The organism is Streptomyces sp. NPDC008001, from assembly GCF_042958085.1.
Lineage (GTDB): Bacteria > Actinomycetota > Actinomycetes > Streptomycetales > Streptomycetaceae > Streptomyces.
The window spans coordinates 86311-108681 of the sequence record NZ_JBIBIZ010000005.1 but is presented as its reverse complement, the minus strand read 5'-3'; the positions used below and the strand labels follow the sequence as shown (position 1 = coordinate 108681).

The window sequence follows — 22371 nt, the reverse complement described above, 5'->3', positions numbered from 1 at the left end:
TCGGTCGGCCGACCGCCCGTTTCGTGAGGGCTGAGGTCAAGACAGCCTGGCAGCCGACCCACAGATCCGCACCACAAACCCAACGCACTCCCACCACCCCCCACCCACCCATACAGGTGAGAACCCCCGTAACTCCCCCTCCCGCGCGTCCCCCTTGCGGAAGACTCCGGGCGTATGGATGCCGTACGGGTCGCCTTGTTGCGGGAAGTGCTCGCCGGGACCGAGTGGCTGCAGGACACGCGCCGGTTCGCCGGGGCGTTGCGGGCATCGGTGGCCCGGCGGCACGGCGGGCTGCTGCTGGTGGGGACCGAGAGGTACGAGCCGTGGCATCTGGCGGCGCATCTGGACGACGAGGCCGCCTGGTCGGGACTGCCGGAGCTGTCGCCCACCCTCGTCCGGCACCGGGTCCCGCCCGGGGTGCCCGCGCACTTGTCTGTAGGGCTCGGCCGGCTGGAGGCGGCGCGCCGGGGCGAGACCCTGCTCGTGGTGACCGCGGACGAGCCCGGGGACGGCCTGCTGGAGCGGGTGTACGACGCCCGGCGGGGCGGGGCGACCGTGCTGTCGCTGGACGGCGCGCCCACGGAGGCCGGTGCCGAGATGCGGGCGCTCGCCCACGACCGGCTCACCGTCCCCCCGCCCGCGCCGTGTTCGACGAGGACGGAGCTCGACCTCGACACCGTGCAGCACCTGGTCAGCGCGGCCGCCGGGGAGAACGGGGTGCCCGCGCCGCGCGGCGGGCGGCGGCGGTTCCGGGACCGGCTGGCCCGGCTCGCCGACCAGCTGGCGGCGCCACCACCGCCCCGCTGGTAGCCGCCCCCTCGCCCCCGCCGGCAGTCCGCGCCCTCGAAAAACCGTTTGCTCACAATCCGCCGGGTACGGACCATGGTCTCCCGTGACCGCGCAAGACCCTCCTCCCTCCCAGCCCTCCCAGCCCCCCGGGCCCCTCCGGCGGCTCCGCGCCCTGCTGCCCGACCTGGCGCCCTGGCGCTCCTCCCGCGACTTCCGCCGCATGTGGGTGGCCGGTCTCGTCACCGTCTTCGGTACGTTCCTGACGTTCATCGCCGTGCCGCTGCAGCTCAAGGAGCTGACCGGCTCGGCGCTCGCCGTCGGCGCGGTCGGGGCCGTCGAGCTGGTCCCGCTGGTGGTCTTCGGGCTGTACGGCGGCGCGCTCGCCGACGCGCTCGACCGGCGCAAGCTGATCCTTTGGACGGAGGCCGGCCTCGGCGTCCTCTCCGCCCTCCTGCTCCTCAACACGCTCCTGCCGCACCCCATGATCTGGCCGCTGTACGTGGTGGCCGCGCTGGTCAGCGCCCTGAGCGGGCTGCAGCGGCCGGCGCTGCAGGCGATCGTGCCGCGCGTCGTCGCGCACGACCAGCTGCCCGCGGCGATCGCGCTGAACTCCATGCGCTGGCAGATCGGCGCCATCGCCGGCCCGTCCCTCGCCGGCGTGATCATCGCCTTCGCGGGCCTGCAGTGGGCGTACGCGCTGGACGTCGCCTCGTACGCGGTCTCCGCCGCGCTGCTGCTCGGGCTGGCCCCCTCCCCCGCCTCGGAGGAGGCCGACAAGCCGTCCCTGCGCGGCATCCTGGAGGGCGCGCGGTACGCCTGGAGCCGCAAGGAGCTGCTCGGCACGTACGTGATCGACATGGCGGCGATGCTGTTCGCCTTCCCGACCGCGGTCTTCCCGTTCCTCGCCGACGATCTGGGCGCGCCCTGGGCGCTGGGCCTGATGTACGCGGCGGGTGCCGTGGGCTCCCTGGCGGTGAGCCTGACCAGCGGGTGGGTGTCGCGGGTGCACCGGCACGGCCGGATGGTGGTCTACGCGGCGCTGGGCTGGGGAGCGGCGATGGCCGTCGCGGGCTGGCTGGGCAACGTGTGGCTGGTGCTGCTGTTCCTGGCGGTGGCGGGCGGCTGCGACATGGTGAGCGGCCTGTTCCGGTCGGCGATCTGGGACCAGACGATCCCGGACGCGCTGCGGGGGCGGCTGGCCGGCATCGAGATGCTCTCGTACTCGATCGGGCCGCAGCTGGGCCAGGTCCGGGCGGGCGGCATGGCGTCCCTGACGGGCGTGCGGGCCTCCGTGTGGGCCGGCGGGCTGGCGTGCGTGGCGTCGGTGGGGCTGCTGGCCGTATCGCTGCCGAAGCTGATGTCGTACGACCAGCGGACGGACGAGCATGCGGTTCGTATGCGCCGGCTGAAGGCGGCGGAGGCAGTGGCTGAGGCGGCTTAGGCACCGCCGGGCACGCCCGTGGGGGCCAAGCGCCGTCGCGGCGGGAGTGAAAGGCGAGGCCTTGCGGCCCCACTGCGTTTCCTGCCGCAGGCAAGGAATACCCGCCGCGACGGCGATCAGCCCCCACCGGGGAGCCCGGCGGTGCCGGACCGCCCTCAGCCCGCCTTCGGGCCGCCGTCACCGTCGCCGCCGTCGGCGACGTCGTCGTTCCAGCGCGGGTCCGTCCGCCATTCCTCGTTCCGCTCGCGCGCCGTCTCCATCGCGTGCCCGGCTTCCTGGCGCGTGCCGTACGGGCCCAGCCGGTCCGCGGCGCGGCACTCGGGGCCCTCCTCGACCCTGCCGTGCTTCAGGCAGTAGTACCACTCGCCCGGTTTGCCTTCCGGGCGCTTCTTGAACAGTGCCATCGGGACCTCCCTCACATCCGTCCTCTCGCCCACATGCTCCCCGATGCGCCCTGGCTACACTCGCTGACATGTCTGGCCAGTCGCTTCTCACGCCGGGGACCCTGTCCCCCACTCGTCCCGTTCCCGCTTCCATCCCGCGGCCCGAGTACGTAGGGAAGGCGGCTCCGACCCCCTACTCCGGCCCGGAGGTCCAGGACGAGGAGACGATCGAGCGGATGCGCGTCGCGGGCCGCATCGCCGCGCGGGCGATGGAGGAGGCGGCCAAGGCGATCGCTCCGGGCGTGACCACGGACGAGCTGGACCGGATCGCGCACGAGTACATGTGCGACCACGGCGCCTACCCGTCGACGCTCGGGTACCGCGGCTTCCCGAAGTCGCTGTGCGCCTCTATTAACGAGGTCATCTGCCACGGCATCCCGGACTCGACGGTGCTGCGCGACGGCGACATCGTGAACCTGGACGTGACGGCGTACATCGGGGGCGTCCACGGCGACAACAACGCCACCTACCTCTGCGGTGACGTGGACGAGGAGTCGCGCCTGCTCGTCGAGCGGACGCGCGAGGCCCTCAACCGGGCGATCAAGGCGGTCAAGCCGGGCCGCCGGATCAACATCATCGGCCGGGTCATCGAGTCGTACGCCAAGCGCTTCGGCTACGGCGTCGTCCGTGACTTCACGGGCCACGGCATCAACTCGTCCTTCCACTCCGGTCTGATCGTCCCCCACTACGACAGCCCGCACCACGACACCCTGATCCAGCCCGGCATGACGTTCACGATCGAGCCGATGCTGACGCTCGGCACGTACGAGTACGACATGTGGGAGGACGGCTGGACGGTCGTCACCAAGGACCGGAAGCGGACGGCGCAGTTCGAGCACACGCTCGTCGTGACGGACACGGGTGCGGAGATCCTCACGCTGCCGTAGCGGGTCGTCCACAACCGCTGCGGGGCGGGTCTGCGGGCGCTAACGTTTTTACCGACGGGACGTCGGGAAGCCGTTGACTTAGGTAAGCCTAAGCAGAAGGATGGCTTCCCGACGCCACGCTCGTCCCCTCGGTCACCGGAGGTCCGCCTTGGACGTGCCCGCCAGCCCGCCGTTCTCCACGCTCATCCGCACCGCCTCGCACGAGCAGCACACGCAGGCGGAGAACTCCACGTTCATGAGCGACATGCTCGGCGGCCGCCTCGGCGTCGACGCCTACCGCCGCTACACGGAACAGCTCTGGTTCGTCTACCGCGCCCTGGAGGCGTCCTCCGCGGCCCTCGCCGGCGACCCCGTGGCCGGCCCCTTCATCCGCCCCGAGCTGGCCCGCACCGCCGAGCTGGAGCGCGACCTGGCCCACCTGGGCGGCCCGGACTGGCGCGGCGGCCTCGCTGCGCTGCCCGCGACGGCGGAGTACGCGGCCCGGATCGAGGAGTGCGCGCGCCGCTGGCCCGCGGGCTACGTCGCCCACCACTACACGCGCTATCTGGGCGACCTCTCCGGCGGCCAGATCATCCGCGGCACCGCCGAGAAGACGTGGGGCTTCGCCCGCAAGGGCGACGGCGTCCGCTTCTACGTCTTCGAGGCCATAGCCAACCCGGCCGCCTTCAAGCGCGAGTACCGCGAGCTGCTGGACGCCCTGCCGGTGGACGACCTGGAGAAGCAGCGCGTGGTGGACGAGTGCAAGCGCGCGTTCGCGCTGAACACGGCGGTGTTCCAGGATCTGGGGCGGGAGTTCCCGCTCACCGCCTAGCAGGAACGCTGGTGGGCCACGTCGGAGAAGAGGTTCTTCCAGTCCTCCCGGGGGACGCTCGACGCGTCGGTGCGGCACAGCTGCGCGTAGAGGCGGTCGGTGTCGGGGTGCAGGAGGAAGGTCAGCGCGCCCGCGCCGGGGACGGCCTTCTCGGACGTGACCGCGATGAGGGGCAGGCGGTCCGGGAAGAGCTCGACGCGGCTCGCCTCCGGCAGTGCGGCGAAGTAGGGCGTGCGCCAGTCCCCGCCGGGCCCGATGTCCCAGATCCGGTGCGAGCTCTTGCCCGTACCGCCCGTCAGGATCCGGCTGTGGTCCGGGCCCTGGTAGATCTCGGTGTTCCCCTGGTCCAGGGGCATGGTGCGGGTCTTCCGCGGATGCCGGAAGTCCTTCACGTCCCAGAACTGCAGACTGGTGTCCCGGTCGATGGCCGCCAGCACGTCGCCGCCGACCCCGTAATAGCCGCTGAAGCCGAGCGGGAGCAGACCGCCGCGCTGCGGCCGGCCGGGGTCGGACAGGTCCCACAGCGCCCACTTCCGGCCGGGCTCCTCCACCAGCATGAGGGGCCGGGTGCCGGGGGAGCCGAAGCCGAGCCTCCCGTCGGACTTGAGGCCCGTGACGATCCCCGCCTTCCGGGGGCGGCCGGGGTCGGAGACGTCCCAGAGCTGCAGGTTCCCCTTCCCCTCCCGGGTCCCGATGAGCCGGTCGGTCAGGAACCAGATGCTCGCCGTGAAGTCCCTCGTGCTGCCCTCGAACACCGACCGCCGCACCGGCGTGCGCGGCGTGCTCACGTCCCACAGCTCGATGCGGTGGTCGAACGTCCGCCCGAGGGCCAGCAGCCGGCCGCCGGGGCTGAAGCCGAGGTTCACGTCCGGGGCCTTGAGGGGGATGTCACCGCCCTGGACCGGATCTCCGGGCCCGCTCATGTCCCAGAGCCGGAAGAGATGGTCCTTGGTGTCCGGGCTGTACCGGTGGGCGAGGAGGACGGACGTACCGGGCAGGAAGTTGCGGACCTCCCAGGGCCGGGGAACGGTGAACTTCAGCCGGGGCCGTTCCCACCGCCTGACGTCCCACACCCGAAGCGTCACCTCCGGTCCCTTCCCCCGCTCCTCCGTGACCATGAGGCTCCCGTCGTGGCTGACCGGGCTGGTCCCGGTGTCGACGAAGGGCAGGGCCCCGACGGCCGCCGGGGCGGGCGGCCGCCGCGGCCACAGCCGTACCGTGCCGTTCTCCCCGCCCGCGGCGAGGTACGCACCGCCGGGATCCCAGGCGAGGGCACGGGTGGGAGTGCTCACCGGCAGACGGCTCTCTTGCGTACCGCTGTCGAGGAGTGCTGCGTCCTTGTCCCCGACGTGCCGCAGGAACAGTTCGGTCGGGTCCGTCACGGCGCTCCGTTCGCCCTCCCACACCAGAGTGGCGCCGTCCTTGCTGAAGCCCAGGACGGGAAGGTCGTCGAACTTCCAGTACGTGAAGCTGTCCTTGGCCGGTGCGAAGGACTTCAGCCGTGCGCCTCCCTCGACCGTCCACCCCGCGAGGGCGCTCTTCCGGCTCGCACCGGCAAGCACTTCCAGCCGCGGATGGAACGCGACCCGCGTCGCCGTGCCGGTCGTCACCGTGTCCTTCAGGGCGGGCCGGGCCGGATCCCGCACGTCCCACAGCCCGATCGCGCCCGTACCGCCGCTCCCGTCCTCCGCGCCCAGGGTGCCGCTGCTCACGGCCAGCAGCCGGCCGTCGTGGTGGAACGCGACGGACACCACGTCCTGTGGGGCGACCGTGCGGTCGGTGCGCAGTTCAGGGCGGGCGGGGTCGGCGAGGTCCCAGAGCAGGAGCCGGCCCTTCTCCAGGCCCGCCGCCAGCGTCCTGCCGTCGGGGCCGAACTCCAGTGAGGACGGCGCCCCGCCGGGTGCTGCACGCGCGGCGAGGCGGCGCGGGCGCTGCGGGTCGGCGGTGTCCCATACGGCGAACCCGCCGGCCGTCTGGGCGGCCAGCAGGCGCGTACGGGGGTGGAAGGCGATGGCTGCTGCGGAGCCGAGGTTCAGGGCGGCCGCCTTCTTCGGGGCGGTCGGGCGGCTCACGTCCCACAGCTGCACCCGGCCGCCGGGCTGGCTCGTCACCAGCACCTTGCCGTCCCCGCTGTACGCCACGTGGAGCACGGGTTCGCCCGTCCCCTTGAGGTCCACGGGCACCCGGGACATCTGCGCCGCGTAGAGACTGGACCGGCTCTCGGGGGTGCTCGCCAGGCGGTAGGAGGCGAGGCTGAGCCGGTAGGCCGTCAGCGGGTCGCGTTCGCGCAGCTCGCCGGCCTTGGCCGCCAGCTGCTTGGAGAGCAGCACCGACTCCCGGTCCTCGGCCCGGTGCTGCGCGCCCCGCGCCAGGACGGCGAGCGTGGACGCGAGGACCGCCAGGACGACGACGATCGCGAGCCCCGCCCGCCGGAAGCGCTTCCGGCGCCGCTCGGCGCGCCCGCTCGCCGCCAGGAAGTCCCGTTCCACCGGGCGCATCGGCAGGTGCTCGCGCCCGTCGCCGGCCGTCAGGGAGCGGGCCGCCGCCAGGTGCTTGCCCGCGTACAGGCCGCTGGCCGGGCGCCCGGCCTCGGCCCAGGCGTCGGCGGCGTCGCCCAGCCTGCGCCGCACCAGCAGCCCGTCGAGGTCCTCGTTGATCCAGTCGCGGAGCCGGGGCCATGCGTGGAGCAGCGAGTCGTGGCACAGCTGGGCTTCGCCGTCATCGTCGACGACGACCAGGCGGGCGTCGGTGAGGCGTTTCAGCAGCGCCTCGTGGTCGCCGAGTTCGCCGGTGCGGACCCGGCGCCGTACGGCCCTGCCGTCGCCGTCCACCAGCCGGACCATGCGCAGCAGCACGTCCCGCAGGGCGCGGCGGCCGTCGGCGTCGAGGGAGTCGTGGATGTGCTCGGCGGCGGTGCCGACGGAGGTGCGGATGCCGCCGGTGGCCTGGTAGCCGGCGAAGGTCAGCCGGTTGCCGGCGCGGCGGGCCCAGGTCTCCTGCAGCGCGTGGGCGAGGAACGGCAGGGCGGTGGTCCCGTGCGCGCCGGCGTCCTCGTCCTTCAGCTCGCGCAGCAGGTGGTCGGCCAGGCCGTCCTCGAGCCCCAGCCCGGCATGCGCGGCCGGCTTCTCGATGGCGTCGCGCAGTTCGTCGCCGGCCATCGGGGACACGGGGAACTGCCCGTTCCGTACGAGGCGGGCGAGCCTGGGGTCGCGCAGGCAGTGGCCGAAGTAGTCGGCGCGCAGGCCGAGGACGACGCGGGGGCCGGGGGCCGGTTCCGCGCCGGTGAGGGCGCGGATGAACAGCTCGCGCTCCTCGGCGTCCTCGCAGTGCGTGAAGATCTCTTCGAGCTGGTCGACGATCAGGACGCCGGGCGGCCTCCTGCCGTCCGCCGACCGTCCGAACCGGCCCGCACCCAGGTCCCGTTCGACGTCGCCGAAGGGCCGGCCCGTGGCGTCCGCCCAGGCCGCCGTGAGCGTACGGAAGGGCCGGGCGCCGGGCGCGGGCACGAGCAGCACGGCGCCGTGTCCCTCCCCGTCCAGCCTCGCCCCCAGGCCGGCCCGCAGCAGCGAGGACTTGCCGACTCCGGAGGGGCCCACGAGGACCACGGGGCCGGAGGGTCCGGCGGCCGTCACCCGGTCCACCAGGGCCAGGGTGAGCTTCTCGCGGCCGAAGAAGACGTCGTGCTGCTCGGGCAGGAAGGGCCGCATGCCGGGGTACGGGCACGCGCCCTCGGACGGCGGCTCCGCGCCGGGCGGGGCCGCGGGCGCGTAGCGGGGGTTGGGGGCGACGACCAGGTCGCCGATCCGGCCCTCGCTGCCGGAGTGGGGCCGGGCGGGCGCGCCCTGGAGGCGGCGGTCGAGGTGGCGGTAGAGGTCGGCGAGCGTGAACCGCTTCGGGCCGCCCGCGTCGCCCTCCCGCAGCAGGCGCAGGAGTTCGCCGCTGAACAGCGTGTGCTCTTCGCCCTCCGGGGCGAAGGCCGCGGCGTAGTGCGTCGCCGAGGCGAGGAGGAAGCTGCCGCGGGGACGGGCCGAGACGTACGGGTCGCGGCGCGGCCCCTGCCGGACGGCCTCCGCGAGCCCGGAGAAGCAGCAGTCCAGGATCACCACGGGGCGGGCGGAGGACTCGCCGAGCAGGTTCCGGATCTCGGCGTACGGGACGGCGTCGGCGGTGTCCTGCGCGGAGTCGGTGGCCGCGGTGGCGAGATAGAGCTGCTCGGCCGGGCCGAGGAGGCCGTGGCCGACGAAGCAGAAGAGGACGACACCGCCCTCCGCCCGGTCGGTGACGGCCCTCATGGCGGACAGGACGGCCGACGGCCCGGACGGGTCGGTGATCAGGGTGACGCGGTCGCCGGCCATGCCGCACTCCGAGCGGAGCGCCTCGGCGAGGGCGGTGGCGGAACGGGCGGCGCTCGGCAGACCGGTGAGCCGGGCCCCCGCGGGATGCCGGCCCGTACCCACCACGAGGGCGTGGCAGTCGGGACCCGTCAGGTCCCTTCCGGACCCCTCGTCCACGGGAGGTCAGGACCCGTCCGCCGGCGGCTGACCCTGCCGGAGGGCCTCGGCCAGGCGCTGGGCCAGCTCGCCGCTGTCCCGGGCGTTCAGATCGCGCACGTTCTCCGTGGTGACGGTGACCTGCGCGCCGTCGGGCAGCGTGATCGTGACGGTCTGGTTGCCGCGGCGGTTCTGCAGCCAGGCGACGACCGCGGCCGACAGCGCGACCGTCACCCCGCCCGGCGCGAGCACGAGCGTGAGGAGCTCGGACACCGCGCCCATGGTGCCGGGCGCGGGCTCCGGGGCGGGCTCCTGCCTGACGTGCGCCCGCAACTCCGGATGACGTTGCAGCCACCGGCGGAGATCGTTCGCCGCGCCGCCGGGGCCGGGACCGCTGCCCGGGCTGCTCACTGCCAGCGTTGCCTTCACTGGGCCCTCACTGCCCTTCACGTGCCTCACGTCACTAGCGGGACCACGAGGCTACACCGCAACGGGGTACGGCAGAACGGCAGTTCGGTCACGGTTGTTTCCGTGGGTGGCGGCGTCCCCTGCCGGGGCCGGTGAAGGCAGGGGACGCCGGTCTGCGGGGCGCGGGGGTCAGCCCTGCGTGGTGCCGCGGCCGCGGCGGCGGACGGCGAAGACGGCCCCGCTGCCCGCAAGCACGAGGGCGCCTGCGGCGCCGAGGAGGGGGGCGGTGGGGGTGTTGGCACCGGTGCTGGCGAGGGAGGTGTTGGTGGCCTCGGTCCCGGAGCCGCCGGTGGTTGCGGCGCCGGTGGTGCTGCCGGTACCGCCGGTCGTACCGGCACCACCGGTGGTGGCTCCCGTGCTGGTCTCACAGGCAACGCCGTCGCCGTCGGTGTCGAGCTGGGCGGAGTACCCGTCGTCGCCCTTGCGCAACGGGGCCTTGCCGGCAGCCGTGGCCTCCGCGCAGTTCGCGAAAACGGTCCCCGCCGGGGGCTCAGGGAGCTTGGCCCCTGCCTTCGTGGCGACGGCGACGGTCACGGGGTCGAGGGAAGACCCCTTCTTGAAGTTCGGGTACTGCTTGCCGTCACGGGCGAACGCCACCGCGCCCTTTTCGGTCAGCTTCGCCTTCACCGCCGGCAGAGTAACGATGCCGTCCTTGGCCTTGAGCGCCTCCGGAACCGTCAGCTCTGCGATCGGCTCGTTCTTGACCTGGGGACCGTTCTTGTTGGCGACATCCGCGAAGAGGGTTCCGGTGGTGCCGGAGGCTTCGACCCTGAGGTTGCTGAGCTTGATGTCCAACAGACCCTCGTGGCCCGTGAAATGCACCTGCCCCTTGAAGGCGGCGACCAGCGTGGAGGTGGTGGCGTCGAACTTCCCCTCACCCTTGGGGAAGCGGAATCCGGCGCCCGTCTTCACGGCACCTTCGGAGACGTCGATCTTCCCCTTGGCGCCTCCGGTGATGTAGTCACGGAAGTACTTCTGCAGACCCCAGTTGAGGGTGCCGTCGTTGAGGGTGCCGTCGGGCTGCTGGGTACCGGAGCCCGACGTGTCCCCGGCCGCGCCACCGGAGTTCTGCCCGGTCGTGCCAGTGGAGCCCGCCGACGCACCGGCGGAGCTGCCTCCGGACGTCGCCGTGCCGCCCGTGCTGCCGGTGCTGCCCGCCCCGCCTGCCGCACCGCCGGAGTTGCCTCCCGTTCCCTGCCCGCCAGTCGTCGGTTCCGGAGCAGCCTTCGCTGCCGTGGCCGACACGGTCACCGGCGCGATGGAATCACCCTTGTGGAAGCCCGCTGACGGCACACTGTCGCGCGCGAAGGCCTTTTCGCCCTCTGCAGTCACCTTCGCGGGTATTTCCTTGTAGTTCAGCGCGCCACCGCCGTTGCCGAGCACCGGCTTCGCTCCCAGGTCCAGGTCCGCGAGGGGAACGTCCTGCTGGGTCGTGCCGTTGATCGTCACATCGGCGACGAGGCTGCCCGTCTTGCCGTCGCTCTTGGCGTCCGACGTGACCTTCAGGTCGGAGAGCTTGATGTCGAGCAGCCACTGACCCTTCTTCTCGTGCGCGAGGAAGTGCACGCTGCCCTTGAAAGTGGTGGAAAGGACGTTCTTGGCCGCATCGTACGAGCCCGCGCCGTCGACGAACGTGAAGGGGCCGTTGTCCTTGTCCTGCTTGGCGCCTTCGGCGACCTCTATCTTCCCGTCGCCGGCGACATAGTCGCGAAAGATGTTCTCCACTCCCCAGACGAGCGTGCCGTCCTTCAGGCTGTACTTCGGCGCCCCGCCGGTGGTGGTCTGCGGAGTGTCCGCCGCGAACGCAGGGACGGCCAGCGCAGTAGCGCCCAGCACAGTCGCCGTAGCAAGCGCGGCAAGCGCCCGGCGGGAGGTGACGGTCATCGTCGGTGGTCTCCTTAGCTAGAGCAAGAGAAGAAAGAGCGCGCCGCAGTCGGCGCGGAGCCGTAAGCGGTTTCAGCCGGCGGCAGCCCGGCGGCGGCGTAGGGCGACGAGGGCGGCCGCGGCCACCACGACGCCCACGGCACCCGCGACTACCGGAAGCACCGGGAAGGACGAGTCGGATGAGGCAGCGGTTGCACTTTTTGCGGCCACCTTACGGCCGGAATCCGCCTTTTGACCCGTCGTCGGATCAGCTTCGGCAGGCGCCGACGCCTTGCCGAGGTCCGGCAGGGGCGGAAGCTTCGCTTCCGAGCTCAAGGGGACAGCGAGGGAGACCGGGTCCATCGTCTCCCCCTTGCGGTACATGCCGGCGAACGCCTCCGCGCCTTCCGCCGTGAGCTCGGCCGGGGCTTCGGCAGCCGCGGCGAGGCCGTCCTTCTCCTTCAGGGCGGAGGCGTCGAAGGTGATGAGCGGAACAGACCGGTGAGGCTCGCCGCCACCGCTCGTGACGTCCGCCGAGAGCGTGCCCCTGCCGTCCTTCGCCCTCACCTTGACCCCGCTGAGCGCCAGGTCGAGGTGGTTGCCGGTGAAGCGGACCGTGCCGGTGAACGCCGCGTCGAGGGTGTGCCCCGCCGCGTCGTACGTGCCCCTCCCTGCTGGGAAGCGGAACAGCGCGCCGCCGTCCTGGGCGCCGTCGCTCAGCTTCCATGACCCCTGGGCGACGGGCCCCGTCACGTATTCGCGGAAGGTGCGGCGCACGCCCCAGTCGACGGCGGCGCCGGTGAACTCGCCCTTGGGGGCGTCCTTTTTCTCGGGCTGTTCGGGAGCCCTCGGCCCGGGCGACGGCCCCGCCGCTGCCAGCACGTCCGCCGACAGCGCCACCGGATCCAGCGCCGTACCCGCCGCGTAGTAGCCCGCGAACGCCTCCGCGCCCTCAGCCGTGAGCGTCGCGGGGACGTCGGTCAGCGTCACGGCCGTCCCCGCGCCGCGCATGTTCACGCCCTTCAGGTCGAGCGCGGCCAGCGGCACCCGCGACGCCCGCGTGACGGCTCCCGTGCCCTTGGCCTTGCCGACCATGTCGGCGTAGAGCGTGCCGCCGGTGCCGGAGATGCGGACGGCGGGGCGGCTGAGCGTGAGGTCGAGCTCGTACGAGCCGTCGGACTTCTTGTGGCCCGTGAAGTGCACGCCGCCCGAGAAGCCGGCCTCGAAGGCTCCGCTGCCCGCGTCGTAGCTGCCCTTGGCGGAGTGGAAGCGGAACCGGCTGCCGCCGATGGTGGCGGCACCGCCCTGCAGGTCCCAGCGTCCCTGGGCGATGGGACCGGTGACGTAGCTCTGGAAGGAGGACTTCACGCCCCAGTCCAGGCGGCCGCCGGAGACCGTCCTTGCCGAGCCGGAGTCCCCGTCGGCACGGGCGACGGGCCCCGGCACCAACCCCGCCAGCACCGCCGCCAGCAGGGCGACGACAGAGGCTCGGGCAGGTCTGGGCGGCGGCAGCATCGAGAGGCCCCTTCCGGGCGGGACAGCAGACATCGCTGGACATCGCGCTATGGCAACTTAGGTAAGGCTAACCTAAGCTACGTCCCATCAGGTCGGAAACCCCCGGCCGGAGCGAAAGGCAGACAGAACCGTGCTTCAACGGCAGTCGGCGGGCACCGCGATACGTACCCCACGTCGCACCGGCATACGCGCCGCACTGCTCACTTGGCTCACTTTGCTCGCCCTGGCCCTCACCGGCTGCGGCTCCTCAGGCAGTTCGAGCAGCTCAGGCGCGTCCGCGGCAGGGGCCAAGGCCCCGGCAGCCGACCGCATCGAGCCACTCCCCGGGACGCCGAAGGCCCAACTCCCCGCCACCGTACGGTCGGCCGACGGCCGTGACGTCACCGTCCGCAGCACGGACCGGATCGTTCCGCTCACCGGTGCGCTGTCCGAGGTCGTCTTCAGCCTCGGCCTCGGCGACCGGGTCGTCGCCCGCGACGTCACGGCCACCTTCGAGCAGGCGGCGAAGCTGCCCGTCGTCACCCGCGCCCACGACGTCTCCGCCGAGAGCGTGCTCTCGCTCAAGCCCACGCTGGTGCTCGCCGAGACCACAACCGGGCCCGCCGAGGCCGTCGAGCAGATCCGCGCCGCCGGGGTGCCCCTCGTCGTCCTCGACCCGGCCCGGAAGCTCGCCGACATCGCGCCCCGCATCGGCAAGGTCGCCGCCGCCCTCGGCGTCGGCACGGCCGGGGACGAGCTCAACCGCCGCACGCAGCAGCGGCTGGAGAAGGCCGCCCGGGCCGTCCCGCACGGCAGCGGCAAGAAGCCCCGCGTCGCCTTCCTCTACCTGCGCGGCACGGCCTCCGTCTACCTCCTAGGCGGGCCCGGGTCCGGCGCGGACTCGCTCATCGAGGCCGCGGGCGGGGTGGACGCGGGCAAGGAGTCGGGACTGAAGAAGGACTTCACGCCGCTCACGAGCGAGGCCCTCGCCAAGGCCGCGCCGGACGTCATCCTCGTCATGAGCAAGGGCCTCGCCTCCGTCGGCGGCGTGGACGGACTCGTCAAGATCCCCGGCGTCGGGCAGACACCGGCCGGCCTGGACCGCCGCGTCGCCTCCGTGGACGACGGCGTCCTGCTGAACTTCGGCCCGCGCACGGACACGGTCCTCGCCTCCCTCGTCGAGCAGATCCACGGCGGGAAGTGACGTGAGCCTCCTGCGCACCAGCACCACGGACTCCTCCGCACCCGTAGCCGGTCCACCGCCGCCCGCCCGGCACCGCCGCACCACCTCCCTCCTCACCGCCTGCCTGACCGCGGCCCTGCTCCTCGCCTGCCTGTTCTCCGCCGGGCTCGGCGCGTACGACATCCCGCTCGGCGACGTCGTGAGCTCCCTGCTGCACCGGGCGGGGCTCGGCGGGGAGGAGCTGGAGCGGGTCCCCGAGAGCGTGCTGTGGGACGTACGGCTGCCCCGCGTCGCCCTGGCCCTCCTCGTGGGGGCGTCGCTCGGCTGCGCGGGCGCGCTGATGCAGGGCGTGTTCGGCAATCCGCTCGCCGAACCCGGGGTCATCGGCATCTCGATGGGCTCGGCGGTCGGGGCGGTCGCCGCGATCTCCCTGGGGCTGCGCTTCGCCGGCAACTGGACCGTGACGGCCTGCGCGTTCGCCGCCGGGCTCGTGACCGTCCTGCTGGTGTACGCGCTCTCGCGCGCGGGCGGCCGTACGGAAGTGGTCACGCTCATCCTCACCGGCATCGCGGTGAACGCGTTCGGCGGCGCGCTCGTCGGCCTCGGCATCTTCCTCGCCGACAACGCCCAGGTCACCCAGATCACGTTCTGGCAGCTCGGGTCGCTCGCGCAGGCGAGCTGGCCGAAGGTGCTCGCCGTCCTGCCGTGCGCGCTCGCGGGGCTGGCCGTCGCGCCGCTGTACGGGCGGAAGCTGGACCTCCTCGCGCTGGGCGAGCGGCCCGCGCGCCACCTGGGGGTGGACGTGGAGCGGTTGCGGCTGGTGCTGGTCCTGGTGGTCGCGCTGCTGACGGCGGCCGCGGTGGCCGTGGCGGGGGTCATCACGTTCGTGGGCCTGCTGGTGCCGCACCTGCTGCGGATGGCCGCGGGGCCCGGTCACCGCTTCCTCGTGCCGGGGAGTGCGCTCGGCGGGGCGCTGGTCCTCGTCGTGACGGACCTCGCGGCCCGCACGGCGGCCCAGCCGGCGGAGCTGCCGCTGGGCGTCCTGACGGCGCTCTTCGGCAGCCCGTTCTTCTTCTGGCTGCTGCGCAGGACCCGGCGGAAGCAGGGGGGATGGGCGTGATCAGAGCGCTGTTCGGGAACCGCAACCGCCGGCTCCCCTCCCCCTCCCCCCACGGCACCGTTCTCGCCGAGGCCCGTTCCCTCTCCGTGCGCCTCGGCGGCCGTACCGTCCTCGACGGCGTCGGCCTGGGCGTCGCCGCCGGCGAGGTGCTCGCCCTCGTCGGGCCCAACGGCGCCGGCAAGTCCACGCTCCTCGCCGCCCTCGCGCACGACCTGCCCGCCGCCTCCGGCGAGGTGCGGATCGACGGCGAGCCCGCCGCTTCCTGGTCGGCCGCCGAACTGGCCCTGCGCCGGGCCGTCCTGCCGCAGTCGGCCGGGCTGTCGTTCCCGTTCACGGTCGAGGAGGTCGTCCGGATGGGCCGCGCGCCCTGGGCCGGGACCCCCGCCGAGGACGAGGACGACGCGGCCGTGCGGGAGGCCATGGCCGCCGCCGAGGTGACCGGATTCGCGCCCCGGCCGTTCGCCGCGCTCTCGGGCGGCGAACGGGCGAGGGTCGCGCTGGCCCGCGTCCTCGCGCAGCGCACCGCCCTCCTGCTGCTCGACGAGCCGACCGCCGCGCTGGACCTGCGCCATCAGGAGCTGGTGCTGCGGATCTGCCGCGAACGGGCGGCCGCGGGGGACGCGGTGGTGGTCGTCCTGCACGACCTCGGGCTCGCGGGCGCCTACGCGGACCGGATCGCGGTCCTGCACCGGGGGCGGGTCGCGGCGGAGGGCCCGCCGGCCCGGGTGCTCGAAGCGGAGTTGCTCACTCGTGTCTATTTGCAGCCGGTCGACGTCATTGATCATCCGCGCACCGGTGAACCTTTGGTGGTTCCGAGGCGGGCGGTACGAGATTTTGCCTCGTGAGAGCAGAATCACGCACCGTTCCGGGAACAGGGTAGGCAAGCCTCAGATAAGTTAGGGCGGCCTTATTCGGACAGCCGGTTTTCGGCCATGCCGTTTATGGCCCGTACATCCCGTCCGTCCTGTCCGTCCTCTCCGAGCACGCCTGGAGCCCTTATGCGCGCCTTCCGCTCCTCCGCCATAGCCGCCGTCGCCGCGGCCGCGGCCCTGACCGCCGTGTCCGGCTGCGCCGAGAAGTCGGACAGCAAGGACTCGGACACGATCAAGGTGACCGCCTCCGACGACAAGTGCGAGGTCTCGAAGACCTCGTTCCCCGCCGGTCACGTGAAGTTCGGCATCGAGAACACGGGCTCCAAGGTCACCGAGGTGTACGTGTACGCCGCGGGCGACCGGATCGTGACGGAGCGGGAGAACATCGGCCCGAAGACCAAGGCCGAGATCACCGCGACGATCAAGAAGCCGGGCGACTACGAAATAGCCTGCAAGCCCGGGATGAAGGGCGACGGCATCCGCCAGAAGATCACGGTGACCGGCGGCGGCAAGGCGGAGAAGGCGAACCCGGAGCTGGACAAGGCGGTCGCCGAGTACCGCAAGTACGTCCAGCAGCAGGCCGACGAGACGATCCCCGCGGCGCAGAAGTTCGCCGACGCGGTCAAGAGCGGCGACGTGGACGAGGCGAAGAAGCTCTACGCCGTCTCCCGCACCGGCTGGGAGCGCACCGAGCCGGTCGCGGAGTCCTTCGGTGACATCGACCCGAAGGTCGACGTCCGCGAGGACGGCCTGGAGAAGGACCAGAAGTGGACCGGCTGGCACAAGCTGGAGAAGTCGCTCTGGGACGAGAAGAAGATCGACGAGGACGACAAGAAGCTGGCCGACCAGCTGATGACGGACCTCAAGGACTGGCAGAAGCGCGTCGGCACCGCCGAGATCACCCCGACCAGCATGGCCAACGGCGCCAAGGAGCTGCTCGACGAGGTGGCGACCGGCAAGGTCACCGGTGAGGAGGAGCGCTACAGCCACACCGACCTCCCCGACTTCCAGGCCAACGTCGAGGGCGCCGAGAAGTCCTACGAGCTGCTGAAGCCCGTCGCCGCCAAGAACGACGCCGCGCTCGTCACGGAGCTCGACAAGCAGTTCGCCGACCTGAAGAAGCTGCTCGGCGAGTACCGCGACGGTGACGCCTTCAAGGCCTACGACACCGTCGGCAAGGACGACCGCAAGAAGCTCTCCGACGGCGTGAACGCCCTCGCGGAGCCCCTGTCCAAGCTCGCCGGCGCCGTCGCGAAGTAACGGGGGACTTCCGGTGACGGACAACACGAAGGCCAGCAGCACCAGCAGCATGAGCAACACGAACAGCAGCACCGGCAGCGACGGCGCGAGCACCTCGGCCACCGCAGACTCCACGGAGGCCGGGCGGGCCGCGCAGGCATCTGCGAAGCCCTCCCGCCGCTCCGTCCTCGGCTGGGGCGGCGCGGGCCTCGCGCTCGGCGCCGTGGCCGCCGGCGGCACCGCCGCCGCGCTGCGCCTCGGCGAGGACACCGCCCCGGCCGCCTCGGCCGGCGACGCCGTGCCGTTCCTCGGCGAGCACCAGGCGGGCATCGCCACCCCCGTCCAGGACCGGCTGCACTTCGCCGCCTTCGACGTGACGACGACCGACCGCGCCGCACTGGTGAAGCTGCTGCAGGAGTGGACGGCCGCCGCCGCGCGGATGACCGCGGGCCACGAGGTCGGCGAGGGCGCCGTCCAGGACGACGACGAGCTGCCGCCGGACGACACCGGCGAGGCCCTCGGCCTCAAGCCGTCCCGGCTGACCCTCACCTTCGGCATCGGCCCCGGCCTGTTCGAGAAGGACGGCAAGGACCGCTTCGGCATCAAGGACCGCCGCCCGAAGGCCCTGATCGACCTTCCGGCCTTCCCCGGCGACAACCTCGACGCGGCCCGCAGCGGCGGCGACCTGTGCGTCCAGGCCTGCGCCGACGACCCGCAGGTCGCGGTGCACGCGATCCGCAACCTGGCCCGCATCGGCATGGGCCGGGTCGCGATCCGCTGGTCGCAGCTCGGCTTCGGCAAGACGTCCTCGACGACGCCGGACGCCCAGACCCCGCGCAACATGATGGGCTTCAAGGACGGCACCCGGAACATCGCGGGCACCGAGACCGGCCGCCTCGACCGGCACGTGTGGGTCGGCGAGAAGGACGGCCCGGACTGGATGGTCGGCGGCTCGTACCTCGTCGCCCGCCGCATCCGCATGCACATCGAGACCTGGGACCGCACCTCGCTCAAGGAGCAGGAGGACGTCTTCGGCCGCGACAAGGCCGAGGGCGCCCCGGTGGGCAGGGAGCGCGAGCGCGACGAGCCGCTGCTGAAGGCCATGAAGCCCGACGCGCACGTCCGTCTCGCCCACCCCGACAGCAACAACGGCATCACGATCCTGCGCCGCGGCTACTCCTTCACGGACGGCACCGACGGGCTGGGCCGGCTCGACGCCGGGCTGTTCTTCATCGCGTACCAGAAGGACGTCCGGGACGGCTTCGTGCCGCTGCAGACGAACCTGGCGCGCAACGACGCGCTCAACGAGTACATCCAGCACGTGGGTTCGGCGATCTTCGCCGTGCCGCCGGGCGTCCGGGACAAGGGCGACTGGTGGGGCAAGTCCCTCTTCGCGTGACCGCCCTCCCCTCCTGAACCGTCCGTCCCTCCTGAGAGGAGTGCCGCATGTTCGGCAACTACCTGATCGGCCTGCGCGAGGGCCTGGAGGCCAGCCTGGTCGTCTGCATCCTCGTCGCCTACCTGGTCAAGACCCGGCGCCGGGACGCCCTGCGCCCGGTCTGGGCCGGCATCGCCGCCGCCGTGCTGCTGAGCATGGGCTTCGGCGCGCTGCTGCAGTACGGCTCGCAGACCATGACCTTCGAGGCGCAGGAGATGCTCGGCGGCTCGCTGTCGGTCATCGCCGTGGGCCTGGTGACCTGGATGGTCTTCTGGATGCGGCGCACGGCGCGGCACCTGAAGAAGGAGCTGCACGGCAAGCTGGACGCGGCGCTCGCGATGGGCACGACCGCGCTCGTCGTCACCGCCTTCCTGGCCGTGGGCCGGGAGGGCCTGGAGACCGCGCTGTTCATCTGGACGGCCGTGCAGGCCACCGACGACGGCGTCCGGCCGCTGGTCGGCGCGGTGCTCGGGCTGCTCACGGCCGTGCTGCTGGGCTGGCTGTTCTACCGCGGCGCGCTGAAGATCAACCTGGCGAAGTTCTTCACGTGGACCGGCGGCATGCTGATCGTGGTCGCGGCGGGCGTGCTCGCCTACGGCTTCCACGACCTGCAGGAGGCCGGCGCGCTGCCGGGCCTGGGCAGCAAGGCCTTCGACATCAGCGAGCAGATCCCGGCCGACAGCTGGTACGGCACCCTGCTCAAGGGCGTCTTCAACTTCCAGCCGGACCCGACGTGGCTGCAGGTGGCGGTGTGGGCGCTGTATCTGGTACCCACCCTCCTGGTGTTCTTCGCCCCCGGTAGGGTGGCGCCGAACCGAGCAGCCACCAAGGAGTCGAAGCCCGATGAGACGACGGCGGGCCGGCAGACCGCGCACGACGCAGGCGGCCGTGACGGCGGCGCTGCTGCTGCTGACGGCGACCGGGTGCATGACGGTGCACGGCGAACGGGAGATCATCCCGTCGGTGGGCAGGGCTGAGGCCGCCAAGGTCCTCAAGACCTTCACCGACGGCTACAACGAGGGCTACCGCAAGCTCGACCCGGACGTGATCGCCCGGGTCGAGACCGGTGCCCTGGCCGAGATAGGCAAGGCCGACCTGGCGGCGCAGCGCGTCCAGACGCCCGGCGGCAACCCGAAGTACCCCTCCCTCGTCCTGGACGACGCCCGCTTCACCATCCCCGCGCAGGCCGGGTGGCCGAAGTTCTTCCTCGCCGACACCCGCAGCAACCGCGACGGCAACCGCTGGCTCGTGGTGTTCACGCGGTACGGGGTGAAGGAGCCGTGGAAGGCGGCGTACCTGTCGATCGTCAATCCGGGCAAGGTGCCGAAGTTCGCGACCGGCAAGAACGGTTACGCGGAGGCCGTCCCCGCGGCCAAGGGCAAGGACACCGGTCTGATGACGGACCCCGGCAAGGTGAGCGCCGCCTACGCCGACTTCCTGCGCACCGGCCAGGGCCGGTCCTTCGCGCCGGGGCCGCGCACGACGGAGCTGCGGGCCGAGCGCGACAAGGTGCGGCGGACGGCCACCTTCTGGACCGAGTTCATCGACACCCCCGAGGGGGCTCCCGGCTTCCCCGCCCCGGCGCTGCGCACCGAGGACGGCGGCGCGCTGGTGTTCTTCACCGCGCACCACCGGGAGAAGCGGACGATGGCCCAGGGGCTGCGGCCCGCGGTGACCGACCCGCGGACGCAGGCGCTGCTGAAGGGCGACCTCAAGCGCTCGGTGACGTACACGCGGGTCTCGGAGGCGGCGGTCGAGGTGCCGCCGCGGGGTGCGGACGGCGGGCAGATCGTCTTCCTCAACCGGATCGACACGATGACGGCCGCGCAGGGCGAATAGCGGGGCGCATGGCGGGGCCGGCAACAGGGCGATGAGCCGGGGCGACGCGTAGGACGGCGAGCAGGGCCGGCGGCCGGGCGTACAGCGGCCCTCCGCGCGGTGGGGGTCTCAGCGGCCGATGGGCCAGGCCGCCTCGTGGTCGGGGCGGCCGCCCGCGTACTGGGCGCAGGCGTCCGTGAGCGCCTCCAGGAGCGTCAGCGGGTCGGGCAGCGGGCGCTCGGGGCCCTGGAGCCAGGCGACGCCGGCGTCCTCCGGCAGCCGTGAGGGGGGCAGGAGCACATAGCTTCCGCGGCAGTGCCAGCGCAGGCCCGGATGCTCGTCCATCGTCTCCGGATGGCAGTCGAGCTCGCAGGGCCACCACTCGTCCTCGTCGTCCGGGGTGCCGCGGGTGGCGGTGAAGAAGAGCATGCGGTCCGGGGCGACGGTGGCCACGGGGCCGGTCTCGACGCCGGCCTTCCGCAGCCGCTCCAGGGCCTGCCGGCCGGCCTCCGCGGGCACGTCCAGGACGTCGTGGGCGATGCCGGTGGCGGTGACGAAATTGGCCTCGGGCTGGCCGCGCAGCCACGCCGTGACCTTCTCGGCGTCGGTGGTGGCGAGGGTCTGCCAGGCGAAGGAGACGGGGTGGCGGCCGGGGGTGGGACAGCCGATGCGCTCACAGGAACAGCCGTACCCGGACGGGTGGGCGGCCGGGGCCAGCGGGAAGCCTGCGGCCGCCGCGGCCAGGAGCAGTTCCTCTCGGGCGGCCTCCGAGGCCGCGCCCGTGCCCGTACCGCCGCCCGCTCCGCTCCTGGGGCGGCGCAGCCACTGGGAGAACCTGCTCTTGCGTTCCATCTATCCCCTCACTTCGACCGCGGTCTCCGGTCAATGCTGCCACCATCCTGCGCCTGGTGTGACCGTCGGACGTATCCAGGGGGTGTGAGACCGGCCGCTCGTGCGGGCGGGGCCGGCCGCCGGCGCGCCGCCCCGGCGGCTCCCTCGGACGGGTGACGGGCCGGGAGGGGGTCAGGGGTGCCGCGGGGCCATGCCGCGCAGGGCCAGGTCGACGACGGTGTCGGCGTACGCGTGGGTGAGCGGCAGGGTGCGGGTCTGCCAGCGGTGGAAGAGCGGGCCGACCAGCAGTTCCAGGGCGATGCGGAGGTCGGCGCCGGGGTCGACCTGGCCCGCCTCCTGGGCGGCGCGCAGCCGCCGGACGTAGGCCTGGAGCTGGGGTTCGAGGACCTTCTCGGTGAGGGCGCGGCCGAGCTCGGGGTCGTTGGCGGTCTCGGCGGTCAGCGCGCGGGTGGGGACGTCGAGGCGCTGGTCGTTGAGGTCGTCGACGGTGGCCCGCAGCACGGTCTTCAGGTCGGCGGCGATGTCACCGGTGTCGGGGAGCTCGATGGAAGCGGGGTCGACTCCCTCGGGGACACAGGCCTCGAAGAGCACGGCGGCCTTGGAGGGCCACCAGCGGTAGATGGTCTGCTTGCCGACGCCGGCGCGGGCGGCGATGGCCTCGATGGTGAGCTTCGCGAAACCGGTCTCGCCGACGAGCTCCAGGGCGGCGTCGAGGATCGCGCGGCGGGAGCGCTCGCTGCGGCGGGAGGCGTCGGGGGTCTTGGGGGCCGGGGCATCGGTCATGGCGGCATCCTAACGACGCATCCAACGAGACGTATCGTCTTGACAAGACGATACGTCTCGTTCACTATGAGGAACACAGCGAGACGGAGCGTCTCGCCCAGTGAAGGGAGAACCCCCATGAGCCGAAGCGGTGCGGGCAGCATGCTCGGAGTCGGCGGCACCCGCAGCAACCTCTCCCGCGACGCCCTGCGCGGCGGCGGCCGGGGCGGGCGCGCCGGCGGTGGTGCCGACGCGGCGGCACGTAAGCGGGAACTGCTGCGGAAGTTGCGGGAAGGACGAAGCGGAACCACCGGCGCGTGAGTGAGCCAGCGCTAAACCACCCGTACGGTTCATGCGCCAAAGCCCGTGGAGCGTGGACGATTTGGGCACGCACGACGATC

General features: G+C 72.7%; 19 protein-coding genes. 12 read left to right on the top strand and 7 right to left on the bottom strand.

Going from position 1 to position 22371, the window contains the following annotated elements; translation table 11 throughout:
* Positions 1-174 precede the first annotated feature (174 nt).
* Both ACFZCD_RS14640 and ACFZCD_RS14635 read left to right on the top strand, forming a co-directional pair.
* Entirely contained in the window at positions 175-810 is a 636-nt protein-coding gene (locus ACFZCD_RS14640) for a hypothetical protein (protein ID WP_391830589.1), read from the top strand.
* Between the two features lie 82 nt (positions 811-892).
* Positions 893-2230: an MFS transporter gene (locus tag ACFZCD_RS14635; protein ID WP_391830587.1), complete on the top strand. Its 1338-nt coding sequence runs from the start codon at positions 893-895 to the stop codon at positions 2228-2230.
* Between the two features lie 155 nt (positions 2231-2385).
* Here ACFZCD_RS14635 and ACFZCD_RS14630 read toward each other — a convergent pair whose 3' ends face one another.
* Positions 2386-2634, bottom strand: a complete 249-nt coding sequence (locus ACFZCD_RS14630) for a hypothetical protein (RefSeq protein ID WP_391830585.1) — start codon at positions 2632-2634, stop codon at positions 2386-2388.
* A gap of 68 nt (positions 2635-2702) precedes the next feature.
* Between ACFZCD_RS14630 and map the strand changes: the two genes are divergently transcribed.
* Both map and ACFZCD_RS14620 read left to right on the top strand, forming a co-directional pair.
* Positions 2703-3560, top strand: coding sequence for a type I methionyl aminopeptidase (map, locus tag ACFZCD_RS14625; protein ID WP_391830583.1), 858 nt, complete (start codon positions 2703-2705; stop codon positions 3558-3560).
* A 148-nt stretch (positions 3561-3708) separates the two neighbouring features.
* Positions 3709-4371, top strand: a complete 663-nt coding sequence (locus ACFZCD_RS14620) for a heme oxygenase (biliverdin-producing) (protein WP_391830581.1) — start codon at positions 3709-3711, stop codon at positions 4369-4371.
* On the opposite strand, the gene ACFZCD_RS14615 is transcribed toward ACFZCD_RS14620, so the two are convergent.
* From ACFZCD_RS14615 to ACFZCD_RS14600, 4 genes are all read right to left on the bottom strand, one after another.
* Positions 4368-8882, bottom strand: coding sequence for a hypothetical protein (locus ACFZCD_RS14615; RefSeq protein ID WP_391830579.1), 4515 nt, complete (start codon positions 8880-8882; stop codon positions 4368-4370). The two genes, ACFZCD_RS14620 and ACFZCD_RS14615, sit on opposite strands and share 4 nt — an antisense overlap.
* A gap of 6 nt (positions 8883-8888) precedes the next feature.
* Positions 8889-9290: a hypothetical protein gene (locus ACFZCD_RS14610; protein WP_391830577.1), complete on the bottom strand. Its 402-nt coding sequence runs from the start codon at positions 9288-9290 to the stop codon at positions 8889-8891.
* A 168-nt stretch (positions 9291-9458) separates the two neighbouring features.
* The gene (locus ACFZCD_RS14605; RefSeq protein ID WP_391830575.1) at positions 9459-11213 is read right to left on the bottom strand and encodes an HtaA domain-containing protein; all 1755 of its coding nucleotides are present in this window, start codon (positions 11211-11213) and stop codon (positions 9459-9461) included.
* A gap of 72 nt (positions 11214-11285) precedes the next feature.
* Complete coding sequence (locus ACFZCD_RS14600) at positions 11286-12704, bottom strand: HtaA domain-containing protein (protein WP_391831303.1); 1419 nt, start codon at positions 12702-12704, stop codon at positions 11286-11288.
* Positions 12705-12837: 133 nt separating this feature from the next.
* Here ACFZCD_RS14600 and ACFZCD_RS14595 point away from each other — a divergent pair, with 133 nt between their 5' ends.
* The 7 genes from ACFZCD_RS14595 to ACFZCD_RS14565 all read left to right on the top strand — a co-directional run bounded on the left by ACFZCD_RS14595 (position 12838) and on the right by ACFZCD_RS14565 (position 20377).
* Entirely contained in the window at positions 12838-13890 is a 1053-nt protein-coding gene (locus ACFZCD_RS14595; RefSeq protein ID WP_391830573.1) for a hemin ABC transporter substrate-binding protein, read from the top strand.
* 1 nt (position 13891) lies between these two features.
* On the top strand, positions 13892-14989 hold the full coding sequence (locus ACFZCD_RS14590; protein ID WP_391830571.1) for a FecCD family ABC transporter permease: 1098 nt from the start codon (positions 13892-13894) through the stop codon (positions 14987-14989).
* The gene (locus ACFZCD_RS14585) at positions 14980-15834 is read left to right on the top strand and encodes a heme ABC transporter ATP-binding protein (RefSeq protein ID WP_391830569.1); all 855 of its coding nucleotides are present in this window, start codon (positions 14980-14982) and stop codon (positions 15832-15834) included. Before ACFZCD_RS14590 ends, ACFZCD_RS14585 begins: the two co-directional genes overlap by 10 nt.
* Before the next feature lie 153 nt (positions 15835-15987).
* The gene (gene efeO / locus ACFZCD_RS14580; protein WP_391830567.1) at positions 15988-17121 is read left to right on the top strand and encodes an iron uptake system protein EfeO; all 1134 of its coding nucleotides are present in this window, start codon (positions 15988-15990) and stop codon (positions 17119-17121) included.
* A gap of 49 nt (positions 17122-17170) precedes the next feature.
* Positions 17171-18499, top strand: coding sequence for an iron uptake transporter deferrochelatase/peroxidase subunit (gene efeB, locus ACFZCD_RS14575; protein WP_391831301.1), 1329 nt, complete (start codon positions 17171-17173; stop codon positions 18497-18499).
* Between the two features lie 47 nt (positions 18500-18546).
* Positions 18547-19515, top strand: coding sequence for an iron uptake transporter permease EfeU (efeU, locus tag ACFZCD_RS14570; RefSeq protein WP_391830565.1), 969 nt, complete (start codon positions 18547-18549; stop codon positions 19513-19515).
* Positions 19466-20377 (top strand): hypothetical protein, encoded by a 912-nt coding sequence (locus ACFZCD_RS14565; protein WP_391831299.1) that lies wholly within the window; start codon positions 19466-19468, stop codon positions 20375-20377. The genes efeU and ACFZCD_RS14565 overlap by 50 nt, the downstream gene beginning before the upstream one ends.
* Before the next feature lie 108 nt (positions 20378-20485).
* On the opposite strand, the gene ACFZCD_RS14560 is transcribed toward ACFZCD_RS14565, so the two are convergent.
* Together ACFZCD_RS14560 and ACFZCD_RS14555 are read right to left on the bottom strand one after the other, a co-directional pair.
* Positions 20486-21208, bottom strand: a complete 723-nt coding sequence (locus tag ACFZCD_RS14560; protein WP_391830563.1) for a bifunctional DNA primase/polymerase — start codon at positions 21206-21208, stop codon at positions 20486-20488.
* 171 nt (positions 21209-21379) lie between these two features.
* Complete coding sequence (locus ACFZCD_RS14555; protein ID WP_391830561.1) at positions 21380-21991, bottom strand: TetR/AcrR family transcriptional regulator; 612 nt, start codon at positions 21989-21991, stop codon at positions 21380-21382.
* A gap of 117 nt (positions 21992-22108) precedes the next feature.
* On the opposite strand from ACFZCD_RS14555, the gene ACFZCD_RS14550 reads away from it, so the two are divergent.
* Complete coding sequence (locus ACFZCD_RS14550; RefSeq protein WP_391830559.1) at positions 22109-22291, top strand: DUF6243 family protein; 183 nt, start codon at positions 22109-22111, stop codon at positions 22289-22291.
* Positions 22292-22371 lie beyond the last annotated feature (80 nt).

Excerpts from the sequence above, each read along its gene's own strand:
- ACFZCD_RS14550 (WP_391830559.1), top strand. The coding sequence starts at position 22,109 with ATGAGCCGAAGCGGTGCGGGCAGCATGCTCGGAGTCGGCGGCACCCGC.
- ACFZCD_RS14640 (WP_391830589.1), top strand. The coding sequence starts at position 175 with ATGGATGCCGTACGGGTCGCCTTGTTGCGGGAAGTGCTCGCCGGGACC.
- efeO (WP_391830567.1), top strand. The coding sequence starts at position 15,988 with ATGCGCGCCTTCCGCTCCTCCGCCATAGCCGCCGTCGCCGCGGCCGCG.
- map (WP_391830583.1), top strand. The coding sequence starts at position 2,703 with ATGTCTGGCCAGTCGCTTCTCACGCCGGGGACCCTGTCCCCCACTCGT.
- ACFZCD_RS14560 (WP_391830563.1), bottom strand. The coding sequence starts at position 21,208 with ATGGAACGCAAGAGCAGGTTCTCCCAGTGGCTGCGCCGCCCCAGGAGC.
- ACFZCD_RS14630 (WP_391830585.1), bottom strand. The coding sequence starts at position 2,634 with ATGGCACTGTTCAAGAAGCGCCCGGAAGGCAAACCGGGCGAGTGGTAC.
- ACFZCD_RS14555 (WP_391830561.1), bottom strand. The coding sequence starts at position 21,991 with ATGACCGATGCCCCGGCCCCCAAGACCCCCGACGCCTCCCGCCGCAGC.
- efeB (WP_391831301.1), top strand. The coding sequence starts at position 17,171 with ATGAGCAACACGAACAGCAGCACCGGCAGCGACGGCGCGAGCACCTCG.
- ACFZCD_RS14605 (WP_391830575.1), bottom strand. The coding sequence starts at position 11,213 with ATGACCGTCACCTCCCGCCGGGCGCTTGCCGCGCTTGCTACGGCGACT.
- ACFZCD_RS14585 (WP_391830569.1), top strand. The coding sequence starts at position 14,980 with ATGGGCGTGATCAGAGCGCTGTTCGGGAACCGCAACCGCCGGCTCCCC.
- efeU (WP_391830565.1), top strand. The coding sequence starts at position 18,547 with ATGTTCGGCAACTACCTGATCGGCCTGCGCGAGGGCCTGGAGGCCAGC.
- ACFZCD_RS14565 (WP_391831299.1), top strand. The coding sequence starts at position 19,466 with ATGACGGTGCACGGCGAACGGGAGATCATCCCGTCGGTGGGCAGGGCT.